General features: G+C 70.8%; 19 protein-coding genes. 14 read left to right on the top strand and 5 right to left on the bottom strand.

All coding sequences use genetic code 11. From position 1 onward, the window contains the following. Positions 1-10: 10 nt before the first annotated feature. From cpaB to DY023_RS16500, 9 genes are all read left to right on the top strand, one after another. Positions 11-775 carry a Flp pilus assembly protein CpaB gene (gene cpaB, locus DY023_RS16545; protein ID WP_116243444.1) on the top strand — a complete coding sequence of 255 codons (765 nt, stop codon included), beginning with the start codon at positions 11-13 and terminating at the stop codon, positions 773-775. Further along, positions 772-2,082: a CpaE/TadZ family protein gene (locus tag DY023_RS18095; protein WP_181905881.1), complete on the top strand. Its 1,311-nt coding sequence runs from the start codon at positions 772-774 to the stop codon at positions 2,080-2,082. The genes cpaB and DY023_RS18095 overlap by 4 nt, the downstream gene beginning before the upstream one ends. Beyond that, positions 2,079-3,689, top strand: coding sequence for a TadA family conjugal transfer-associated ATPase (locus DY023_RS16530; RefSeq protein WP_116243443.1), 1,611 nt, complete (start codon positions 2,079-2,081; stop codon positions 3,687-3,689). Before DY023_RS18095 ends, DY023_RS16530 begins: the two co-directional genes overlap by 4 nt. Continuing rightward, positions 3,686-4,642, top strand: a complete 957-nt coding sequence (locus DY023_RS16525; protein WP_116243442.1) for a type II secretion system F family protein — start codon at positions 3,686-3,688, stop codon at positions 4,640-4,642. Before DY023_RS16530 ends, DY023_RS16525 begins: the two co-directional genes overlap by 4 nt. Next, complete coding sequence (locus tag DY023_RS16520) at positions 4,642-5,544, top strand: type II secretion system F family protein (RefSeq protein WP_220347356.1); 903 nt, start codon at positions 4,642-4,644, stop codon at positions 5,542-5,544. Before DY023_RS16525 ends, DY023_RS16520 begins: the two co-directional genes overlap by 1 nt. After that, a complete protein-coding gene (locus DY023_RS16515; protein WP_116243441.1) occupies positions 5,541-6,188 on the top strand; it encodes a prepilin peptidase in 648 nt (215 codons plus the stop codon). Before DY023_RS16520 ends, DY023_RS16515 begins: the two co-directional genes overlap by 4 nt. 80 nt (positions 6,189-6,268) lie before the next feature. After that, positions 6,269-8,176 carry a lipase family protein gene (locus tag DY023_RS16510; protein WP_220347354.1) on the top strand — a complete coding sequence of 636 codons (1,908 nt, stop codon included), beginning with the start codon at positions 6,269-6,271 and terminating at the stop codon, positions 8,174-8,176. Between the two features lie 30 nt (positions 8,177-8,206). Beyond that, positions 8,207-10,180, top strand: coding sequence for a M13 family metallopeptidase (locus tag DY023_RS16505; RefSeq protein ID WP_116243440.1), 1,974 nt, complete (start codon positions 8,207-8,209; stop codon positions 10,178-10,180). A 197-nt stretch (positions 10,181-10,377) separates the two neighbouring features. Next, positions 10,378-11,265 carry a serine hydrolase gene (locus tag DY023_RS16500; RefSeq protein ID WP_245958755.1) on the top strand — a complete coding sequence of 296 codons (888 nt, stop codon included), beginning with the start codon at positions 10,378-10,380 and terminating at the stop codon, positions 11,263-11,265. Positions 11,266-11,283: 18 nt separating this feature from the next. Here the strand turns inward: DY023_RS16500 and DY023_RS16495 are convergent, their stop codons facing one another. Further along, positions 11,284-12,408 carry a sensor histidine kinase gene (locus DY023_RS16495; protein WP_245958754.1) on the bottom strand — a complete coding sequence of 375 codons (1,125 nt, stop codon included), beginning with the start codon at positions 12,406-12,408 and terminating at the stop codon, positions 11,284-11,286. Beyond that, entirely contained in the window at positions 12,408-13,133 is a 726-nt protein-coding gene (locus tag DY023_RS16490) for a response regulator transcription factor (protein ID WP_116243437.1), read from the bottom strand. Before DY023_RS16490 ends, DY023_RS16495 begins: the two co-directional genes overlap by 1 nt. 113 nt (positions 13,134-13,246) lie before the next feature. Here DY023_RS16490 and DY023_RS16485 point away from each other — a divergent pair, with 113 nt between their 5' ends. From DY023_RS16485 to DY023_RS16475, 3 genes are read left to right on the top strand one after another with little or no spacing between them, the layout of a single operon-like run. Continuing rightward, complete coding sequence (locus DY023_RS16485) at positions 13,247-13,909, top strand: glycosyltransferase family 2 protein (RefSeq protein ID WP_116243436.1); 663 nt, start codon at positions 13,247-13,249, stop codon at positions 13,907-13,909. Further along, entirely contained in the window at positions 13,906-14,598 is a 693-nt protein-coding gene (locus DY023_RS16480; RefSeq protein ID WP_116243435.1) for a TIGR04282 family arsenosugar biosynthesis glycosyltransferase, read from the top strand. The genes DY023_RS16485 and DY023_RS16480 overlap by 4 nt, the downstream gene beginning before the upstream one ends. Next, complete coding sequence (locus DY023_RS16475; RefSeq protein WP_245958753.1) at positions 14,595-15,326, top strand: class I SAM-dependent methyltransferase; 732 nt, start codon at positions 14,595-14,597, stop codon at positions 15,324-15,326. Before DY023_RS16480 ends, DY023_RS16475 begins: the two co-directional genes overlap by 4 nt. 94 nt (positions 15,327-15,420) lie before the next feature. On the opposite strand, the gene DY023_RS16470 is transcribed toward DY023_RS16475, so the two are convergent. From DY023_RS16470 to DY023_RS18335, 3 genes are read right to left on the bottom strand one after another with little or no spacing between them, the layout of a single operon-like run. Then, positions 15,421-15,630 carry a hypothetical protein gene (locus DY023_RS16470; RefSeq protein ID WP_116243434.1) on the bottom strand — a complete coding sequence of 70 codons (210 nt, stop codon included), beginning with the start codon at positions 15,628-15,630 and terminating at the stop codon, positions 15,421-15,423. Beyond that, the gene (locus DY023_RS18340; protein WP_245958752.1) at positions 15,630-16,241 is read right to left on the bottom strand and encodes a molybdopterin-dependent oxidoreductase; all 612 of its coding nucleotides are present in this window, start codon (positions 16,239-16,241) and stop codon (positions 15,630-15,632) included. Before DY023_RS18340 ends, DY023_RS16470 begins: the two co-directional genes overlap by 1 nt. Further along, positions 16,231-16,854: a cytochrome b/b6 domain-containing protein gene (locus DY023_RS18335; RefSeq protein ID WP_245958751.1), complete on the bottom strand. Its 624-nt coding sequence runs from the start codon at positions 16,852-16,854 to the stop codon at positions 16,231-16,233. Before DY023_RS18335 ends, DY023_RS18340 begins: the two co-directional genes overlap by 11 nt. A gap of 145 nt (positions 16,855-16,999) precedes the next feature. On the opposite strand from DY023_RS18335, the gene DY023_RS16460 reads away from it, so the two are divergent. After that, positions 17,000-17,851 carry an MTAP family purine nucleoside phosphorylase gene (locus DY023_RS16460; RefSeq protein WP_116243433.1) on the top strand — a complete coding sequence of 284 codons (852 nt, stop codon included), beginning with the start codon at positions 17,000-17,002 and terminating at the stop codon, positions 17,849-17,851. Between the two features lie 2 nt (positions 17,852-17,853). Next, positions 17,854-18,930 carry an NAD-dependent epimerase/dehydratase family protein gene (locus DY023_RS16455; protein ID WP_116243432.1) on the top strand — a complete coding sequence of 359 codons (1,077 nt, stop codon included), beginning with the start codon at positions 17,854-17,856 and terminating at the stop codon, positions 18,928-18,930. Positions 18,931-18,991: the final 61 nt, after the last annotated feature.

Below are 18,991 nucleotides of genomic sequence, written 5' to 3'. Positions count from 1 at the left end.
ACCACGCTCAATGAAGACCCGAATCATCGGCGCCGTCCTCGCCCTCGTCCTCGCGATCGCTGGGGCGTTCTTCCTGATCGCCTATGTGAACGGTGCGAACGCCCGCGCCCAGAAGGGCGCGGAGCTCACGGAGGTCTACGTCGTGAAGACCGAGATCCCGCGCGGCACCTCCGGTGAAGCAGTCAAGGACTTCGTGGTCACCGACACCGTGCCCAAGCGCAACGAGGTACCCGACGCTGTCACGGATCTCGCCGATCTTGAGGGACTCATCGCTTCGGCAAAGCTGCTTCCGGGAGAGCAGTTGAGCTCGGCGCGCTTCGTCACCCCCGAGGGTCTTGCGGCGACGGGCGAGATCCCGGTACCCAAGGGCATGCAGAAGCTGTCATTCACCGTTCCAGCCGATCGCGCCGTCGGTGGTGAGATCAAAGCCGGAGACTACATCGGCATGATTGGAACCGCAGACCCCGACGAGGTTGGCGACGCGGAGGACGTACTCAACCCGCAGTCGCACTTCGCCTTCCACAACGTGCTCGTCACCAGGGTGCAGGGTGTGAGCAAGCCCGCGAAGGAAGGGGAGTCCGCCGAGCAGGCCGCGGGCTCCAAGATCATGCTCACGATCGCGCTCTCTGCTCCCGACGCAGAACGGTGGGTGTGGTTCACCGAGGGGGACAACGAGGACGAAGACCGGGGATACGTCGACATCTGGCTGACTCTCGAGAACCCGGATACCGACAATTCCGGAACCCGCTGGGTGACTGGGGCGAACGCCTGGTGACCACGCCGTTCCTCCTCATCAGCCGATCCGCCGAGTTCGAGACGCGCCTGCGAGAACTGCTCGGCGGACGGTTGGCCGTGGTACCTGGGGCGTTCCTCGCCTTCGGAGCCGAGGCGACCATCGCGCAGGTCGTCGAAGAGCCGCGCGTGGCCTTCATCGGCCCGGTGGTGAACTTCGACGAGACCCGATCCGTCGCTGATGAACTCCACGCTCGCTACCCCGATGTCGCCCTCGTTGTCGTGCGCGAGCAGAGCAGCGACCTCGAGGACTGGGCCGACGAACTGCAGCTGCACGCCGTCGTCAGCCCGCTCGCCGGTGAAGACGAACTGAAGATGTTCATCGTCGATGTCGTGCGCTGGCTCATCGTCGAGGGCAAGGCGACCATGGACGAGTTCCGTCCGCGCGCCGCCGGCATCGACCCGCACGCGCGCGCCTTCGCCGAGCTCATGGGCATCCCTACGGATCCCGATCCGGAGCCAGAGCCAGAACCCGAACCCGAACCCGAGGCCCCCGCTCAGGTCTGGGAGTTCCCTCCCCTCGAGTCCGACCAGCGCCCCGAGGCCTTCGCGGTCGTCGCCCCCAAGGGCGGCCAGGGAAAGACCACCGTCTCGATCAACCTCGCCGCGGGCCTCGCCCGCATCGCGCCGAACTCGGTCGTGCTCGTCGACGCCGACACCCAGTTCGGCGACATCACCGCGGCCCTCGACCTGCGCCCCGAAGGGACCATCGTCGAGGCCACCTCGGATGCGGCATCCGACGAACTCATCCTGAAGACGACCCTGACCCACCACCGCGGCGACTTCTTCGTCGTCGCGAGCGCACCCTCGCCAGAGCTCGGCGACGCCATCCGGCCCGAGGCGCTCGGCCGGCTCATCGAGCAGCTGCGCGGCATCTTCCGCTACGTCGTCGTCGACACGACGCCCGGTCTCGGCGAGCAGACCCTCACCGTCATCGAGCACGTCACCGACGCCGTCTTCGTCGCGAACCTCGGCGTGCCCGCACTCCGCGCACTGCGCACCGAGCTGGAGATGCTGCGCACCATCGGCCTGCTTCCCGCCAACCGCCGCATCGTCGTCAACCAGAGCGAGAAGAACGTCGGCATCACCGTGAAGGACGCCGAGCAGATCATCGGCGCTCCCGTGGGCGTCGAAGTCCCGCGATCGAGCGCCGTCGTCCTCGCCGGCAACCGTGGCGTGCCGCTCATCGACGACGACCCGCGCGACGCCGCGGCGCGCGCGATGATGACGCTCGTCACGCAGATCGCTCCCGAAGCGAAGTCCCGATCAGCGAGGAAGGCCCGCCGATGAGCCTCTACGACCGGCTCAACGCCGCCCGCAACGCGCAGACGACGGATGCTGCGATGACTGCGCCTCCGGTGCTCTCCCCCCTCCCGGCACCGGAGGCGCCCACCCCGCAGGATGCACCGATGCCGCCGCCTCCGACCGGAGCGCCGACGCCGTTGCCGCCGCCGGTGGAAGTGACGGATGCGCGGCCCTTCGACGAGGGCAGAGACCCAGACGTTGAGGGGCACTTCGACAAGCTCAGTGACCCAGCTTCGGGGGAGGGGCCCTTCGACAAGCCCAGGGACCCAGCGATCCCGAGTGCGCCGGTCGTCGACCCGCTCGCGGGAGTCAAGGAGAAGGCCGCGCAGGAGCTGTTCGGCCGGATCGGCACCCGCCTTAACGACTCGTCCCTCACCGAGGAGCAGCTGCACGACCTCGCCCGCAAGGAGCTGGCCGAGATCGTCGCCGGCGAGCAGCTCGCCCTCACCGTCGCCGAACGCAAGCGCCTCATCGACGACATCAGCGCCGATGTGCTCGGCTACGGCCCGCTCGAACCCCTTCTCGACGACCCGAACGTCACCGAGATCATGGTCAACCGTTTCGACAAGATCTACGTCGAGGTGCGCGGCCGCATCCTGCCGGTCGCGACGCGATTCACCGGCGAGCCGCAGCTGCGCCGCGTGATCGAGCGCATCGTCGCCCGCGTCGGCCGCCGCATCGACGAGGCCTCGCCCATGGTCGACGCCCGACTCGAAGACGGCTCGCGTGTGAACGCCGTCATCCCGCCGCTCGCCGTCGACGGCTCCTCGCTCACGATCCGCAAGTTCGCCGCGACGCCGTACACCGTGAGCGACCTGATCCGCTTCGGCTCGCTCACCCCCGAGGTCGCCGCCGTGCTGGATGCCGCGGTCAAAGCCAAGCTCAACGTGATCGTCTCGGGCGGAACCGGCACAGGCAAGACCACACTGCTGAACGTGCTCTCGGCCTTCATCCCCGGCGACGAGCGCATCGTCACCATCGAGGACGCCGTCGAGCTGCAGCTGCAGCAGGAGCACGTCGTCCGCCTCGAAGCCCGCCCGCAGAACATCGAGGGTCGCGGCGAGGTGACCATCCGCGACCTGGTGCGCAACTCCCTCCGCATGCGCCCCGATCGCATCGTCGTCGGCGAGGTGCGCGGCGCCGAGTCGCTCGACATGCTGCAGGCGATGAACACCGGTCACGAGGGATCGATCTCCACCATCCACGCGAACTCCTCGCGCGACGCGATCAGCCGCCTGGAGACCCTCGTGCTGATGGCCGGCATGGACCTGCCGCTGCGTGCCATCCGCGAGCAGATCGCCTCTGCCGTCGACGTGATCGTGCAGATCCAGCGCCACAAGGACGGCGGTCGCCGCGTGACGCACATCACCGAGGTGCACGGCATGGAGGGCGAGATCATCACCCTGCAGGACGCCTTCGCCTTCGACCACTCCGCCGGCTACGACCACGAGGGCCGCGTGCTCGGGCGACTCAAGCCGACCGGCGTGCGGCCCCGCTTCGCGGAGCGCATCGCGGACGCCGGCATCACGCTGCCCATGTCGCTGTTCCAGGAGCACGTTTTCGACAGCCCACAGCCAGGGATGCCGCGATGAGCCCGACGCTGCTGTTCGGCGGCATCCTGCTCGGAACGCTGGCGCTGTTCGCACTGCTGTTCATGGTGATCGCGCCAGCGGCGCCGCGCGTGGCGCGGTCGCGCAGGCTCGCCCCCGGACAGGAGCACGTCAGTGCGCTCACGCGTTTCACGCAGCGCACGACGGATGCTCTGGATGCCGCGGGCGCGAAGCGCCGCCGGCGGCTGTTCGGCGCGGAGGAGCTCGAACTCGCCGGAATCAAGACCGAGCCGTCCGGCTTCCTCATCCTCGTCATCGCCGGTTCCGCCGTACTCGCGGTGCTCGGTGCCCTGCTCGGGCTCTCCAGCGGATCGCCCCTGCTGCTCGCGATTATCTTCGGCCTGCTCGGGCCGGTGATCGCGAAACTGATCGTCAGCTCGCGCACCTCCGCGCGGCAGGCGAAGTTCGGCGAGCAGATCGACGACCTCGTGCAGATGATCGCCGGCAGCCTGCGCGCCGGGCACGGGCTGAACCGGGCGATCGCCGCCGTCGCCGCAGAGGCCGAGGAACCGGCATCCGAAGAACTGACGCGCGTCGTCAACGAGACCCGCCTCGGACGGCCGCTCGCGGACGCCCTGCGCACGGTCGCCGAGCGGATGAAGAGCCCCGACTTCGAGTGGGTCACACAGGCCATCGCGATCAGCCAGGAGACCGGCGGAAACCTCGCCGAGGTGCTCGATCAGGTCGGTTCGACCATCCGTGAGCGCGGGCAGATCCGCCGTCAGGTGAAGGCCCTCTCCGCCGAGGGACGGCTGTCGGCCATCATCCTGGTCTGCCTCCCGGTCGGCGTCTTTCTGCTCCTGCTGGTGCTGAACCCGGCCTACGTCGGCTTCTTCTTCTCGAACTTTATGGGCATCATCGCCCTGATCGTGGCGCTCATCCTGCTGAGCATCGGCACCATCTGGGTGTCTCGCGCGGTACGGGTGGAGTTCTGATGCCGATCACCGTGCTCGCCGTCGCCGTCGCCGTCGCCACGGCCCTGCTGTTCGGCCTGTTCGTCTTCCTGCTGTTCCCGAAGGGGAAGCCGAAGGGGGCCGCTGCCGAGGTCGCCGAGGCGGAGGCCGCCGGGGCCGTCGTCGTGCCCGAGGTCGGACCGGTGCAGCAGCCGTCGCTCGGCGCGCGCCTGGTCGCCGCCGCGCCGCAGGGATACATCGCTTGGATCGAGAAGCAGATCGTGCTCGCCGGCCGACCCGCCGGGTGGACACCGAACGCGATGGCGGTGTGGAAGATCCTGCTGCCGCTGTCCGGAGTCGTGCTCGGAATGCTGGTGCTCACCCGCACCGGGGGAGCACCGTTGATGGTGTTCCTCGTGTTCTTCGCGGTGGTCCTACTGTTCTTCCTGCCCGACGTGCTGATCAACTCCCGCGCCCACGACCGGCAGGAGACGATCAGGAAGGCGCTGCCCGACCTCCTCGACCAGATGACCATCGCCGTCGAGGCGGGTCTCGGATTCGACGCGGCCATGGTCAAGGCCGCGCGCGGCAGTACTGGGCCGTTGGCGGACGAACTGGTGCGCGTGCAGCAGGACATGGCGCTCGGACGGACTCGACGTGATGCCTTCCATGAGCTTGAGTGGCGCACCAGCGTCGAAGAGCTGCGCCGCTTCGTGCGCGCCGTCGTGCAGGCCGACGCCTACGGCATCGCGCTCGGCGACGTGCTGCGGGTGCAGGCCGGCGAGATGCGCCTGAAGCGCCGTCAGCGCGCCGAGGAGCAGGCGCAGAAGGTGACCGTCAAGATCCTGTTCCCGCTGATCTTCTGCCTGCTGCCGGTGTTGTTCATCGTGGTGTTGACACCGGCCGTCGCCGGCATCATCGATGCGCTCAGTCGCACCGGATGACTCCCATGCTCCCGGAGATCACCGCCGCCCTCGGCGCGGCCGCCGCCGGCGCCGCCCTCGGCTGGTGGCCCCTGTTCGTCTGGGCGACCACGTCCGTGAAGACCGCCACTCTCCGCACGCCGTCCCGCGTCGCATCCGCCGTCCTCGCCGCAGCATCCTTCGCCCTTCTCGCATGGCGGATGGATATCGCAATCCTGCCCGCCGTCCTGATCTTCGCCGCCCTCGGCACCATGCTGGGCATCGTCGACGTCGCCGAGCGACGGTTGCCGAACACCCTGATCCTGTGGCTGCTCGGCCTTCTCGCACCCGCTCTCGTGCTGGCATCCGCCCTGACCGGCGACTGGCTGCGCCTGGCGTGGGCCGCCGTCGGAGGCGTGGCGATGTTCGCCGTGTATCTGCTGCTGGCGATCATCTCGCCGAAGTCGATGGGCATGGGCGACGTGAAGCTCGCCGCCCCGATCGGTCTGCTGCTGGGCTGGTTCGGCCTGAGCACCTGGCTGCTCGGCCTGCTGGCCGGTTTCATCTGCGGTGGGTTGATCGGCATCGTCATGCTCGCGGCGAGGCGCACCACCCTGCGCGGTTCACTCCCGTTCGGGCCGTCCATGCTGGCCGGCGCGCTGGTCGCGGTTCTGTTGGCCGGCTGACTGCGGACGCCCGGCAAACGACGGAGCGCCTGCCGCTCACGCCGGTCAGGCCGTGTCCGGCGGGCCGTTAGGCTGACGCCGTGACCCCGGATCCCGCTGACGCAGTGACCTCTCACCCCGCTGACCGCGCCGGCATCATCACCCGGAGCCGGCGCATCGCCACGGAGTGGCTCGCCCGCGTGCCGTGGCCGGTCGGCGCCGTCCTCGCCGTTGCGGCCGTCATGCTCGGCGCCGTGCTGATCGTGCGGCCGACTACCTCGCTCGGAGTGCTCGCCCTGCTGTTCGGTGCGGGACTCGTCGTCGCCGGTCTCCTGGAACTCGCGCTGCCCGGCATCCGCCGCACTGGACTGCGGATGCTTGTCGCGATCGCCCTGGTCCTCACGGGGCTCGTCGTGCTGGGCCTGCCGGGGCTGACCGTGCGCGGGCTCGCGCTGGTCGTCGGGATCGCCCTGATCGTGCGCGGCGCGATCGGCACCGTGCTCGCGCTCACCGAGCGCGGCATCACGCTCGACCGGCGCATCGCAGAGACGCTGCTCGGCCTCGCAGCGATCGTCTTCGGCATCCTCGCCCTGGTCTGGCCCGACATCACCCTGCTCGTCGTCGCCGTCGTGTTCGGCGCGACGCTGGCGCTCACCGGCATGGGGGCGCTCGTCGCGCTGTGGCGGAAGCGCCGCGATGCGGCATCCGACGTCCCGGCATCCGGCGAACCGGCATCCGACGGTTCCGCGCCGGACGAATCCACACCTGATGAACCGCGCCCCGACGAGCCGCGCGCCGAGACCGTCGCGCGGCGCTGGATGCGCACCATCGGCGCCCTGTGCGCGATCGCGCTCGCCGCGGGCGCCCTCGTCGCGGGTGTCACACTGCGCGAGGGCAGCCCGGTCGTCGACGAGTTCTACGCCGCACCGCGCACGGTGCCCGGTGAACCGGGGAAGCTGATCCGCGCGGAGGCGTTCACCCGCGGCATCCCCGACGGCGCCGTGGCCTGGCGCATCCTCTACACGACCACCCATGGCGACGGTTCCCCCGCGGTCGCGAGCGGCATCGTCGTCGCGCCCGGCGACGGCGACGCGCACCCGGTGATCGCCTGGCATCACGGCACCACCGGCTTCGACGAGTCCTGCGCGCCGTCGCTGGCCACCGACCCGTTCGGATCCGGGGCGATGTTCGTGCTCGACGACGTGATCGCGCGCGGCTGGACGATGGTCGCCACCGACTACATCGGCCTCGGCACCGAAGGCCCGCACCCGTACCTGATCGGCGAGGACAGCGCCCGCGCCGAGCTCGACGCCGTGCGCGCAGCGCGCGACATGGACGGCACGCGGCTCACTGAGCAGACCGTCGCCTGGGGCCACTCGCAGGGTGGCGGCGCCGCGCTCTGGAGCAGCGCGATCGCAGAGGACTACGCCCCGGACGTGCCACTGGACGGCGTCGTCGCGCTCGCTCCCGCGAGTGATCTCACCGCGCTCGTGGCGCACCTGCCCGACGTGACCGGCGGCAGCGTGTTCGCGTCGTTCGTGATGAGCGGATACAGCGGCGTGTACCCCGAAGTCACGTTCCGCGAGTACATCCGCCCCGGCGCCGAGGTGACCGTGCGCGAGATGGCGCGGCGCTGCCTGGCCGCACCCGACATGCTCGTCTCGGTGCTGTCCGTGCTCGCGCTCACCGACGACCCCGAGATCTTCCGCAAGGATCCGGCGACCGGCCCGCTCGGCGAGCGGCTGACGCAGAACATCCCGCCCGCGCAGCCCGAGATCCCGGTGCTGCTCGGGCAGGGCATGGCCGACGAGCTGATCGACTTCACGATGCAGTCCGGCTATGCCGGAGCGCTCTGCGGGGCGGGGACGTACATCGACTTCCGTGCATACCCCGACCTCGGCCACCTCTCCCTGGTCGAGGCCGATTCGCCGGCGATGGACGACGCATTCGCCTGGACCGCCGAGAGGCTCGAAGGAGTCGAGGCATCGGCCGCCTGCGCCGCGGGCTGATTGTCTGCCACCCGGCATAGGCTGGACCGCATGACTGACGCTCTGCCCTCCGGCCTCGCCCTGTCCGAGTTCAGCTCCGGCATCCGCCCCCAGGACGACCTCTACCGCCACGTCAACGGTGCGTGGCTCGACCGTACCGAGATCCCCGACGACAAGGCCCGTTGGGGCTCCTTCCACCAGCTCGCCGAGCAGGCCGAGAAGGACGTGCGGGCGATCATCGAGGAGTCGCAGGATGCTGCTCCCGGCACCCTCGCTCGCAAGGTCGGCGACCTCTACACGGCCTTCATGGACACCGAGCGCATCGCCGCGCTCGGCGTCGCCCCGCTCGAGGAGGCCCTCGCCAAGGTCGACGGGATCGACGGCATCCCGTCGTTCCTCTCCGCCGTCGGCGAGTTCGACCGCGACGGCGTCGCAGCCCTGATCGGCGTCTTCGTCGAGCCCGACCCGGGCAACCCCGAGCGGTACGTGCCGTTCGTGCTGCAGGCGGGTCTGTCGCTGCCCGACGAGAGCTACTACCGTCAGGACAGCTTCGAGGGCACTCGCGCCGCCTACCGCGCGCACCTCGAGCGCCTGCTCACGCTCGCGGGCGTCGCGGATGCCGCCTCCACGGCGGATCGCGCGTTCTCGCTCGAGCACGAGATCGCCGCCCACCACTGGGACAACGTCGAATCCCGCGACGCGGTGAAGACCTACAACCTGAAGACCTGGGACGAGCTGCAGCAGCTCGTCGGCGTCGACCTGTCGCCGTGGCGCGACGCGGTCGCTGTGGCGCACCCCGAGGCGTTCGCCGAGGTCGTCGCCTACCAGCCCAGCTTCTTCGAGGGCCTCGGCTCGCTGCTCGTCGAGGAGCGTCTCGACGACTGGAAGGCCTGGCTGCGCGCCAAGGTCGTGCACGGTCTTGCCGCCTACCTCACCGACGACATCGTGCAGGAGAACTTCTCGTTCTACGGCACCGAGCTCTCCGGGGTGCCCACCATCCGCGAGCGCTGGAAGCGCGGCGTCTCGCTCGTCGAGGGTTCGCTCGGCGACGCGGTCGGCAAGATCTACGTCGAGCGGCACTTCCCGCCGGCCGCGAAGGCGGCCATGGACGAACTGGTCGCGAATCTCATCGAGGCGTACCGCCAGAGCATCACCGAGCTCGAGTGGATGAGCCCGGAGACGCGCCAGCGCGCGCTGCAGAAGCTCGACACCTTCCGCCCGAAGATCGGCCACCCGGTGACCTGGCGCGACTACGACGCCGTCGAGATCGACGCGGCCGACCTGATCGGCAGCGTCCGCAACGCGACGCACTTCGAGCACGACCGTCAGATCGGCAAGGTCGGCCGGCCGATCGACCGCGACGAGTGGTTCATGTCGCCGCAGACGGTGAACGCGTACTACAACCCGCTGATGAACGAGATCGTGTTCCCGGCGGCCATCCTGCAGTACCCGTTCTTCGACGCCGAGCGCGACGCGGCGGCGAACTACGGCGGCATCGGCGCGGTGATCGGCCACGAGATCGGACACGGCTTCGACGATCAGGGCAGCCGCTACGACCACGAGGGTCGTCTGGCGGACTGGTGGACCGATGAAGACCGCGCTGCCTTCGAGGAGCGCACCAAGGCGCTGATCGCGCAGTACGACGCGCTCGTGCCGGTCGGTCTGAGCGAGGAGAACAAGGTCAACGGCGCACTCACCATCGGTGAGAACATCGGCGACCTGGGCGGCCTCGGCATCGCGCTGAAGGCGTACGAGATCGCGCTGGGTGCTTCGGCAGGCTCAGCAGCCCAGGAGATCGACGGCTACACCGGTGTGCAGCGCCTGCTGCTGAGCTGGGCGCAGGTCTGGCAGCAGAAGAGCCGCGACGCCGAGACCATCCGCCTGCTCACGATCGACCCGCACTCGCCGAACGAGTTCCGCTGCAACCAGATCGTCAGCAACATCGGCGCGTTCTACGACGCGTTCGACGTGACCGAGGGCGATCGTCTGTACCTTCCCGAGGGGCAGCGCGTCACGATCTGGTGACCGTCCTGGGCCCCCGTCCGTGACGGTCACGGGCGGGGGTTACGATAGCGAAGGAGCCTGGGGACGAATTTCCGCACGTCGACGCGCGGAAGCCGCCCAGGCACCCGTCATCCTCCGCAACCCCCCTACGTGGAAGGAACAGCGTGGGTTCCTCCTCCGCCCCGGTCCCTGAGCCCGTCGAAGGCTCGTCAACGACAGTGCGGCGTTCGTCGCGCGGTGGTGGCGGTCGCCGTGTGCCGCGGCGCGCCGCCGCGGGCCGTCGCTCGTTCACCTCGACGCTGCGCGCCCTCGAGGAACTCGCGGATGCCGGAGCGCAGGTCTCGGTGCACGTCGCCGATCTGGACAGCGCCACGCCGGTGCTGCGCGGTGATGACCACGTCACCATGCCGATCGCAGGGCTGGGCATCGTCCCGCTGCTGATCGAGGTCGCGGCCGGAATCGAGGCCGGCACGATCGACGCCCTCGAGATCATCGACAGGGCGGATCTCGAACTCGTCTCGTCGTCGGGGCTGTGGCGGCATCTGCGCGCACCCGCGCTGCCGATCGTCGACCTCGCGGTGCTCGCCGCGACCGTCGGAGACCCGAACGCCGTGAACGCGCTGCTGCAGCGGGTCGGACACGAGCGGATCCGCGCGCGGATCGCCTCGCTCGGGATGCCGCGCACCGCACTGCTCGACCGCTTCCGCGACCAGCGCGGACCGGATGACGCGCCGCAGGTCGCCGTCGGCACCACGCAGGAACTGGCGCTGCTGTTCTCGTCGCTGGTGAACTCCGCCGTGATCGACGCGACCGTCAGCGCGCAGGTCGCCGAATGGCTGAACCTGAACTACGACCTCAGCCTCGTGGCGGCATCCACCGGCCTCGACCCGTTCGCGCACGACCAGGACGCGCACGGTCTGCTCTTCATCAACAAGACCGGTCGCGACCGCGGCGTGCGCGTCGAGGCCGGCGTGCTCGGCGGCCCGCGCGCCGGAGTGGTCTACGCCCTGATCGTCTGCTTCGACGACCTCTCGATCAGCCATCGGCTGCGTGCGCACGATGCGTTCCGCACGCTCGGCGTCGAGCTCATGGAGTACACGCACTGAGTGCGGACCGGCCAGGAGTCAGACCGGCAGCTCCACCTCGAAGCGGCATCCGACGTCTTCGTTCCGGGCGGTGATCCGCCCGCTATGAGCTTCGACGATGCCCTGCGCGATCGCCAGCCCCAGGCCTGCGCCCGTGGCGCCGGCGGCGTCAGGCGTTCGCGCGCGCGTGCCTCGCCAGCCGGGATCGAAGATGCGATGCAGGTCCTCGTCGGCGATGCCGGCGCCGGAGTCGTGCACCGACAGCGTGACAGTGTCGGCGCTCTGCTCGGTGCGGATGCGGATCACGCCGCCCTCGGGGGTGTGCTCGATCGCATTCATGAGCAGGTTCGCCACAACGCGCGACAGTTCGGCCGGATCGGCGACGACGACATGGTCGGGGCTGGTGTTCTCGACCAGCTCGATCCGTTTCGCTCTCGCCACCGGGGCCAGCTCGGCCGCGGCGTCGCTGACCAGGTCGCGCAGCGACAGGGGCACCGGCGTGAGCACAAGGGTGCCCGATGAGATCTTGGAGAGCTCGAACAGGTTGTCCACCAGTGAGGTGAGGTGGTCGACCTGCAGCCGCATCTGGCGATGGAACCGGGCGGGATCTTCGGCCATGCCGTCCTCCAGCGCCTCCGTCATCGCGCGCAGACCGCTCAGCGGAGAGCGCAGGTCGTGCGAGATCCACGTCATCAGCTCGCGCCGGGACTCGTCGATCGCACGCACCTGGGCCCGCGCCTCGGCGAGGCGCGCGCTGGTGGTGGCGAGCTCCTCGGCGATCCGCTGCAGCTCACCGCCGGCAGGCAGCGGATCCCCGCTCGCCACGATCTCGCCGTCGCCGACCGAGTGCGTGAGCGCCTGCAGCCGACGGGCAGCGCGGGAGAGCCGCAGCCCAAGCACCAGCGCGATGCCGATCGCCATGAGCGTCGACACGGCGGTGACCACCACCACGACGAGGAAGTCATGCGCCGAGATGTACATCGCCTGCGCGACCGCCAGCACACCGGAGGCGAGGGTGAGCGCCTCGGCCAGCACGACCACGACCAGCTGCACGAGCAGGCGCCTGCTGCGCAGCGCGTGCAGGACGAGCAGGCCGATGGCCCCGGTCAGCAGGGCGACACCCAGCGACATCCCGATGATCGAGAGCAGGTCGGGGAGCGGCATCATGCCTCCCCGACGTCGAGACGGTATCCGACGCCCCACACGGTCACGAGCATCTCCGGATTGGCGGGGTCGGCTTCGATCTTCTCCCGCAGCCGGCGGGTCGTGACCGTCACGGTCGACTGGTCGCCGAAGTCCCAGCCCCAGACGCTGCGCAGCAGCGTCTGCCGGTCGAATGTCTGCCGCGGATGCTTCAGCAGGAACGAGAACAGGTCGAACTCGCGAGCCGACAGGTCGAGGTCCGCCCCGCCGCGCGCGACCCGCCTCGCGGAGGCGTCGAGATGGAACGGCCCGATGTCGAACGGCGCCTCCGGCGTGTGCGGCGCGAGGCTGCGACGCAGCACGGACTGCACCCGCAGCACCAGCTCGCGCGGCGAGAACGGCTTCGCGAGGTAGTCGTCCGCGCCCGCCTCGAGTCCCGAGATGCGGTCCTCCGCCGATCCGAGGGCGGTGAGCATGATGATCGGCACCTGCGACGTCGCGCGGATGCGCCGGCACACTTCGGCGCCGTCGATGCCGGGCAGCATCCGGTCCAGCACGATCAGGTCGGGTCGAGTTCGCTCGACCGCCGAGAGCGCCGAGAAGCTGTCGGAGGCCACTTCGACCAGGAAGCCGGCGGCGCGCAGGTAGGTCACGGCCACTTCGGCGACTGTCGCGTCGTCCTCGACGACGAGGACGCGCCGATCGGTGAGGTCGGCCGCCTTCTCCGGGATCTGCGGGCGGGACATGCCCCCAGCGTAGGACGGCGGATGCCGGTTGGAGGCGCCTTTCCGACCATGCTTCTCCGGTTCGTAAGGAATGGACGGGGGTACGGCGACGCGGATGTTCCTACGGTCGGAATATGGACTCCGCAGTCGACGTCGTGCTTCCCTGCCTGAACGAGGCGGATGCGCTGCCGGGCGTGCTCTCGGGCATCCCGGTCGGATGGCGGGCGATCGTCGTCGACAACGGATCGAGCGACGGATCGGCCGAGATCGCCGCCCGGCTCGGCGCGACCGTCGTGCCGGCGGCGCAGCGCGGATACGGTGCGGCGGTGCACGCCGGGCTGACGGCGGCCACCGCGCCGATCGTGGCGTTCTGCGACGCGGACGGCTCGTTCGACACGCGGCAGCTGGAGCGCGTGGTGGCGCCGGTGCGTGCCGGCACCGAGGACCTCATGCTCGGCCGACGGGTGCCCGTCCGGTCGGGAGCCTGGCCCGTGCACGCGCGATTCGCGAACGCCGCGCTGCTGTGGTGGGTGCGCCGCCGGCTCGACGTCGACGTGCACGATCTCGGGCCGATGCGGGCCGGTGACAGGGCGCGTCTGCTGGCGCTCGGCCTGGAGGACCGTCGCAGCGGCTATCCGCTCGAGCTGCTGCTGCGCGCGCGGCGGGCCGGCTGGCGCATCGGGGAGGTTCCGGTGGACTACCTGCCCCGCATCGGCAGGTCGAAGGTCACCGGCACGGTTCGCGGCACGCTGCAGGCGGTGCGCGACATGTCGAGGATGCTGCGGAGGTATGCATGACCACCCTGATCGTGATGGCCAAGGAGTGCCGGCCGGGGAGGGTGAAGACGAGGCTTCACCCGCCGCTGAGCCTGGAGCAGGCCGCACGCGTGGCGCGGGCGTGCCTGGATGACACGGTCGCGCGGATCCGCCGCGTCGGTGACCGGCGGGTGCTGTGCGTGCAGGGCGTCCTGCCTGGCATTCCGGGTTTCGAGCAGGTCGCGCAGGGGGACGGCGGCCTCGACGAGCGCATCGGCGCCGTGCTCGACCAGATCGACGGGCCGGTGCTGCTGATCGGCATGGACACCCCTCAGCTCGACCCCGGCCTGCTTGCCCGGCTGGCGGACCAGTGGCCGGCTGACGTCGACGCCTGGTTCGGCCCGGCTGTCGACGGCGGTTTCTGGCTGCTCGGCCTCGCCGGGCACGTCCGGCGTCGCGGTGACCTCGTGCGCGGCGTGCCGATGTCGCAGGACGACACCGGCGCGATGATGCGCGCGCGGCTGGTCGACGCCGGCCTGCGCGTGCACGACGTGATCGCCCTCGAGGACGTCGACGACATCAGTTCGCTGACGCGCGTCGGACGGCTGGTCGACCAGGGCGGTCGCGTCGCGGCGGTGGTGGCGGAGCTCGGCGGGTTCGGCGCGAAGGCGCCGGACGCCCGGCGGTCGGATGCCGGCGGGTCGGATGCATGGATGCGGAGGGCATCATGATGCGGAGGGCCGTGGAGGCGGATGCCGGACGGGTCGTGGCGGGACGCGTCGCGGCGGCCGGATTCGGTGCGCACACCGCATCCGGGCACTTCGGCGCCGGCGGCGACGCGCCCTACGACGTCGCGCTGCGCAGCGGGGGCGGGTCACTGCAGCTCGTCGAGCACGACGGTCCCACGGGGTCGCCGGTCGAGATCGGCCGGTTCCTCGCCGCGGCCGACGCCGCGGACGACTCGGTCGTCGACCGTGCGCGTGGCACCGTGCTCGACGTCGGGTGCGGACCCGGCCGGATGGTGCGCGCGGCGATCGTCGCCGGCCATCTGACCCTCGGGCTCGACGTCTCGGCCGCCGCGGTCGACCACGCCACGGCCCAGGGGCTGCCCGTGCTGCGGCGCTCGGTGTTCGACCCGCTGCCGAGAGAGGGGGAGTGGGACACGGTGCTGCTGATCGACGGGAACATCGGCATCGGCGGCGACCCCGGCGCCCTGCTCGAGCGGTGCGCGACGCTGCTCGCTCCGGGCGGATCGATTCTCGCCGAGCTGCACGAGGACGGCGATCGCGATCGCGGCTTCCTCGCCCGGCTGGTCGACGCCGGCGGGCGGACGAGCTCACCGTTCCCCTGGCACGAGGTCGGCCGCCGGGCCCTCCTCGGCTATGCCGGCCGTGCCGGCCTCGGGGTGCAGGAGCGCTGGGTCAGTTCCGGCCGGGTCTTCGCGCGGCTGCGCCGCTGACCGGGCATTCCCCGTTCCGGTCTCACACGTTGCGGGTGTGGGCACCGGACGAGCCGCATCCATCGAGACCGGAGCATTCAAGGAGACAGCGGCGTCAGGACGTGGCCGAGCCGCGGGAGCCGCGAGAGCCGCGGGCCAGTGTCAGCAGCGGCACCAGCACGAAGTCGTGCGCGATGATCGCGCCTGCCAGCCAGAGCGCCACCGAGAGCAACTGGTCCGGCCGCTGCGTCGTCACCAGCAGCCAGGCGCCGTAGACGATGCCCGCCGCACCCAGGGCGAGCAGCACGATCCGCGTCGCGCGCATCAGATCACCTCGATCTCGGTCAGCCACTTCGTCTGCAGCACGCCGGGCCGACCCGGCGCGATCACCCGCGCGGGGTAGCCGTGGTCGGCCGAGAGCCGCTCTCCGTTGACCCGCAGCGCGATGAGCGTCAGAGGGTCCCGCACGTACGTGGCGGGCATGGTGGTCACGCCGAACGCACCGCGGCGCTGCAGGCTGCGCAGCCGCAGATCGTCCGAGGGGGCGGCGCCGACGAGCATCATCAGCTCGGAGAGGCGGACCCCCTGCCAGGTCGCCGTCGCCGTCCATCCCTCGACGCACGCGATCGGCAGTTCCTCGGTGCGCTGCGGCAGCGCGGTGAGGTCCGCCGCCGACAGTGCGACGGTGCGCTCGCCACGACGCAGCACCAGCCGCCACGAGTCGTCGATGTCGCCGGTGCGGATGCCGGCTTCGCGTGCGGATCGGTTCACCGGCAGCTGCTGCGGGGCATCCAGCCGGCGGCGCTGCTCGTCGAGGCTGAACGGTCCCCACGGCAGTGCGGTGTGCGTGAGTGCGAGCGTGCCGAGCACGGTCGAACCGGCGGCGACCCCGGTGAGGAACCGGCGCCGTGAGATGCGGGTCCGCTCATCGGGCATCCGAGGCCTCCTCATCGGCCGGCGCGTCGGCGGCTCCGGCTCTCCAGTACCGCCGGATCGAGGGCAGCTGCACGGCGATGTGGCACAGCAGCGCCCCCATCAGCACCCACGCCAACGCGAAATGCGTGCGCCGGAACGAGAACGACCACGGGTACCACTGCAGCACGTTCAGGATGCCGGTGACAGGCTCGACCAGCGCGGTCGCCACCAGCAGGGCCACTGACGCGCGCTCCAGCGCATCGAGCGGGCCGCGCACCGGCGGCCAGCGGAACAGTCGCGGATAGACAGTCCACAGCTTCGCCAGCAGCAGCGGCACCAGCGCGGTGCCGGCGATCACGTGGATGCCCTGCGTCCACGAGTACAGCCAGGTCGGTCGTGTCGGCAGCGGCAGCCAGGGCAGCGGGCTCTGCAGCACATGGCTGTACAGGCCGGTGAGGAAGCAGAGGGCGAACGCGATCCCGAGGATCCTGCCCAGCACGACGGCCATCCTGGTGTCGCGCACGGGAGAGCCGAGCACCCGCTGCATCCTCGCGGTTCGGCCCTGCAGCGCGCCCGAGAGCCGGTCCGTCACCGATGCGTGACGCCCCGTCGCGGGGTCTGTTGACGCGCTCATGATCACAGTGTGCGATCGGGGAGCCGCCGCGGCACCGGGCATCCGCTTACGAGCCGGTGACAGTGCGCCCGGCGCACCCGGTGCTGTCACCGGTGCGTAAGGAAATCACTCGCCTGTGCGCGGGGCGGGGGCGCAGGCTGGATGCATGGAACACGCGAACACTCCGGTCGAGGTCGCCATCGTCGGCGGCTCGGGCCTCTCCGCCCTTCCGCTGCGCGGTGCCGTGCCGCTCGACCCGGTGGCGACGCCTCACGGGCCGGTCGCAGGGATCACCACCGGCGAGCTGGGCGGGCGACGCGTGGCCTTCCTCGCGCGACACGGCGCCGGGCACGCGGTGCCGCCGCACCGGCTGAACAGCCGTGCGCAGCTGTGGGCGCTCGCGTCGCTCGGTGCGCGCGTGCTCGTCTCCACGAACGCGGTCGGAGGGCTGCTGCCCACGCAGCGGCCCGGTGACCTGGCACTGACCGACCAGCTCATCGACCGCACCACCGGCAGAGCCGACACGTACTTCGACGGTGAGCAGGGCGGCGTGCAGCACCTGCCGTTCGCCGAGCCCTACAGCCGGGAGCTGCGCGAGCGGGCCCTCGCCTCGCTGCAGCGCCTCGGAGAACGGGTGCATCCCGACGGCACCAGCGTCGTCATCCAGGGTCCGCGCTTCGCGACGAGGGCCGAGGCGGACTGGCACCGGGCCATGGGCGCCGGGCTGGTGAACATGACGCAGCTGCCCGAGGCCTCGCTCGCCGCCGAGCTCGGCCTGGCGCATCTCAACATCGCGATCATCACCGACACCGACACCGAGCACGGCGGGGGCGGGGAGGACACGTCCGTCACCGCGGAGCGCGTGTTCGCCGTGATGGCGGCGGCCACGCCCCGGCTGGTCGCGGCCGTGCAGGCCATCGTCGCCGACCTGCCGCTCGATCCTCCGGGTGCCCCGATGCTGCCCGGCGAAGTCTCCGCAGGCATCCTCGCCCGCCCCGTTCAGCCCGCGGCGGAGTGACCATGGCCCCGCGGATGCTGGTCACCGGCGGTGCCGGGTTCATCGGCGGCGCCGTGGTCACAGCCGCGCTCGCCGCGGGGTGGCAGGTGCGCGTGCTCGACTCGCTGCGGCCGGATGTGCACGCCTCCGACTCGTACGACGCCGTCATGGAGACGCCCGGCGCCGAGCTGGTCGTCGGCGACGTCGGCGACCGGCGGGTCGTCGACCGCTGCCTGCACGAGGTCGACGTCGTCTGTCATCAGGCGGCGAAGGTGGGACTCGGCGTCGACATCTCGGACGCCCCCGACTACGTCGCATCCAATTCGCTCGCGACCGCCGTGCTGCTCGCGGCAATGCGCGACGCGCAGGTCGGACGACTCGTGATGGCCTCGTCGATGGTGGTGTACGGCGAGGGCCTCTACCGCGACGGGGACCGGTTGGTGGCGGCCCCTCCGCGTGCCCGGGAGGCGCTCGAAGCCGGCCGCTTCGAACCGACGTCGAGCTCGGGAGAGCCCCTGGAGCCGGCACTCATCGACGAGGACCGGGCCTGTGATCCGCGCAACGTGTATGCCGCGACGAAGTACGAGCAGGAGCTGCTCGCCAGGGACTGGGCGCGGAGCACGGGCGGTCGCGCCGCCCTGCTGCGATACCACAATGTATACGGACCGCGCATGCCGCAGGGCACGCCGTACGCGGGCGTGGCCTCGCTGTTCCGCTCGGCGCTGGAGCGGGGTGAAGCTCCGCGGGTCTTCGAGGACGGACGCCAGCGGCGCGACTTCGTGCACGTGCGCGACGTCGCCGGAGCGAACCTCGCCGCAGCGGACTGGACCGCCGGCGTCGATGCTGGCACGGTGCGGGCCTTCAACGTCGCCAGCGGCGAGGTGCACACGATCGGGGAGTTCGCGGCAGCTCTCGCACAGGCGATGGGCGGACCCGCCCCTGTCGTGACGGGGGAGTTCCGGATGGGCGACGTGCGGCACATCACCGCGTCCTCCGCCCGCATCCGGGCCGAACTCGGATGGCGGCCGCAGGTGCCCTTCGACGCGGGAGTGCGGGAATTCGCCAGCGCTGCGCTGCGTCCCCCTGCGGGGCGTCCATGAGTGCGCCGGGCCGTCACCGGGGGGCGCGGCCCGGCGCCCGTCTTGCGATCTGGGGCGGGGC

The organism is Microbacterium bovistercoris (genome assembly GCF_003387575.1).
GTDB lineage: Bacteria > Actinomycetota > Actinomycetes > Actinomycetales > Microbacteriaceae > Microbacterium > Microbacterium bovistercoris.
The sequence above is the reverse complement of the archived record's forward strand: the minus strand, read 5'-3'. Positions and strand labels throughout refer to the sequence as shown.

Bases quoted from the DNA above. Each gene is read 5' to 3' on its own strand.
- cpaB (WP_116243444.1), top strand. From the start codon at position 11: ATGAAGACCCGAATCATCGGCGCCGTCCTCGCCCTCGTCCTCGCGATC.
- DY023_RS16530 (WP_116243443.1), top strand. From the start codon at position 2,079: ATGAGCCTCTACGACCGGCTCAACGCCGCCCGCAACGCGCAGACGACG.
- DY023_RS16525 (WP_116243442.1), top strand. From the start codon at position 3,686: ATGAGCCCGACGCTGCTGTTCGGCGGCATCCTGCTCGGAACGCTGGCG.
- DY023_RS16520 (WP_220347356.1), top strand. From the start codon at position 4,642: ATGCCGATCACCGTGCTCGCCGTCGCCGTCGCCGTCGCCACGGCCCTG.
- DY023_RS16515 (WP_116243441.1), top strand. From the start codon at position 5,541: ATGACTCCCATGCTCCCGGAGATCACCGCCGCCCTCGGCGCGGCCGCC.
- DY023_RS16505 (WP_116243440.1), top strand. From the start codon at position 8,207: ATGACTGACGCTCTGCCCTCCGGCCTCGCCCTGTCCGAGTTCAGCTCC.
- DY023_RS16495 (WP_245958754.1), bottom strand. From the start codon at position 12,408: ATGCCGCTCCCCGACCTGCTCTCGATCATCGGGATGTCGCTGGGTGTC.
- DY023_RS16490 (WP_116243437.1), bottom strand. From the start codon at position 13,133: ATGTCCCGCCCGCAGATCCCGGAGAAGGCGGCCGACCTCACCGATCGG.
- DY023_RS16485 (WP_116243436.1), top strand. From the start codon at position 13,247: ATGGACTCCGCAGTCGACGTCGTGCTTCCCTGCCTGAACGAGGCGGAT.
- DY023_RS16480 (WP_116243435.1), top strand. From the start codon at position 13,906: ATGACCACCCTGATCGTGATGGCCAAGGAGTGCCGGCCGGGGAGGGTG.
- DY023_RS16475 (WP_245958753.1), top strand. From the start codon at position 14,595: ATGATGCGGAGGGCCGTGGAGGCGGATGCCGGACGGGTCGTGGCGGGA.
- DY023_RS16470 (WP_116243434.1), bottom strand. From the start codon at position 15,630: ATGCGCGCGACGCGGATCGTGCTGCTCGCCCTGGGTGCGGCGGGCATC.
- DY023_RS18340 (WP_245958752.1), bottom strand. From the start codon at position 16,241: ATGCCCGATGAGCGGACCCGCATCTCACGGCGCCGGTTCCTCACCGGG.
- DY023_RS18335 (WP_245958751.1), bottom strand. From the start codon at position 16,854: ATGAGCGCGTCAACAGACCCCGCGACGGGGCGTCACGCATCGGTGACG.
- DY023_RS16460 (WP_116243433.1), top strand. From the start codon at position 17,000: ATGGAACACGCGAACACTCCGGTCGAGGTCGCCATCGTCGGCGGCTCG.
- DY023_RS16455 (WP_116243432.1), top strand. From the start codon at position 17,854: ATGGCCCCGCGGATGCTGGTCACCGGCGGTGCCGGGTTCATCGGCGGC.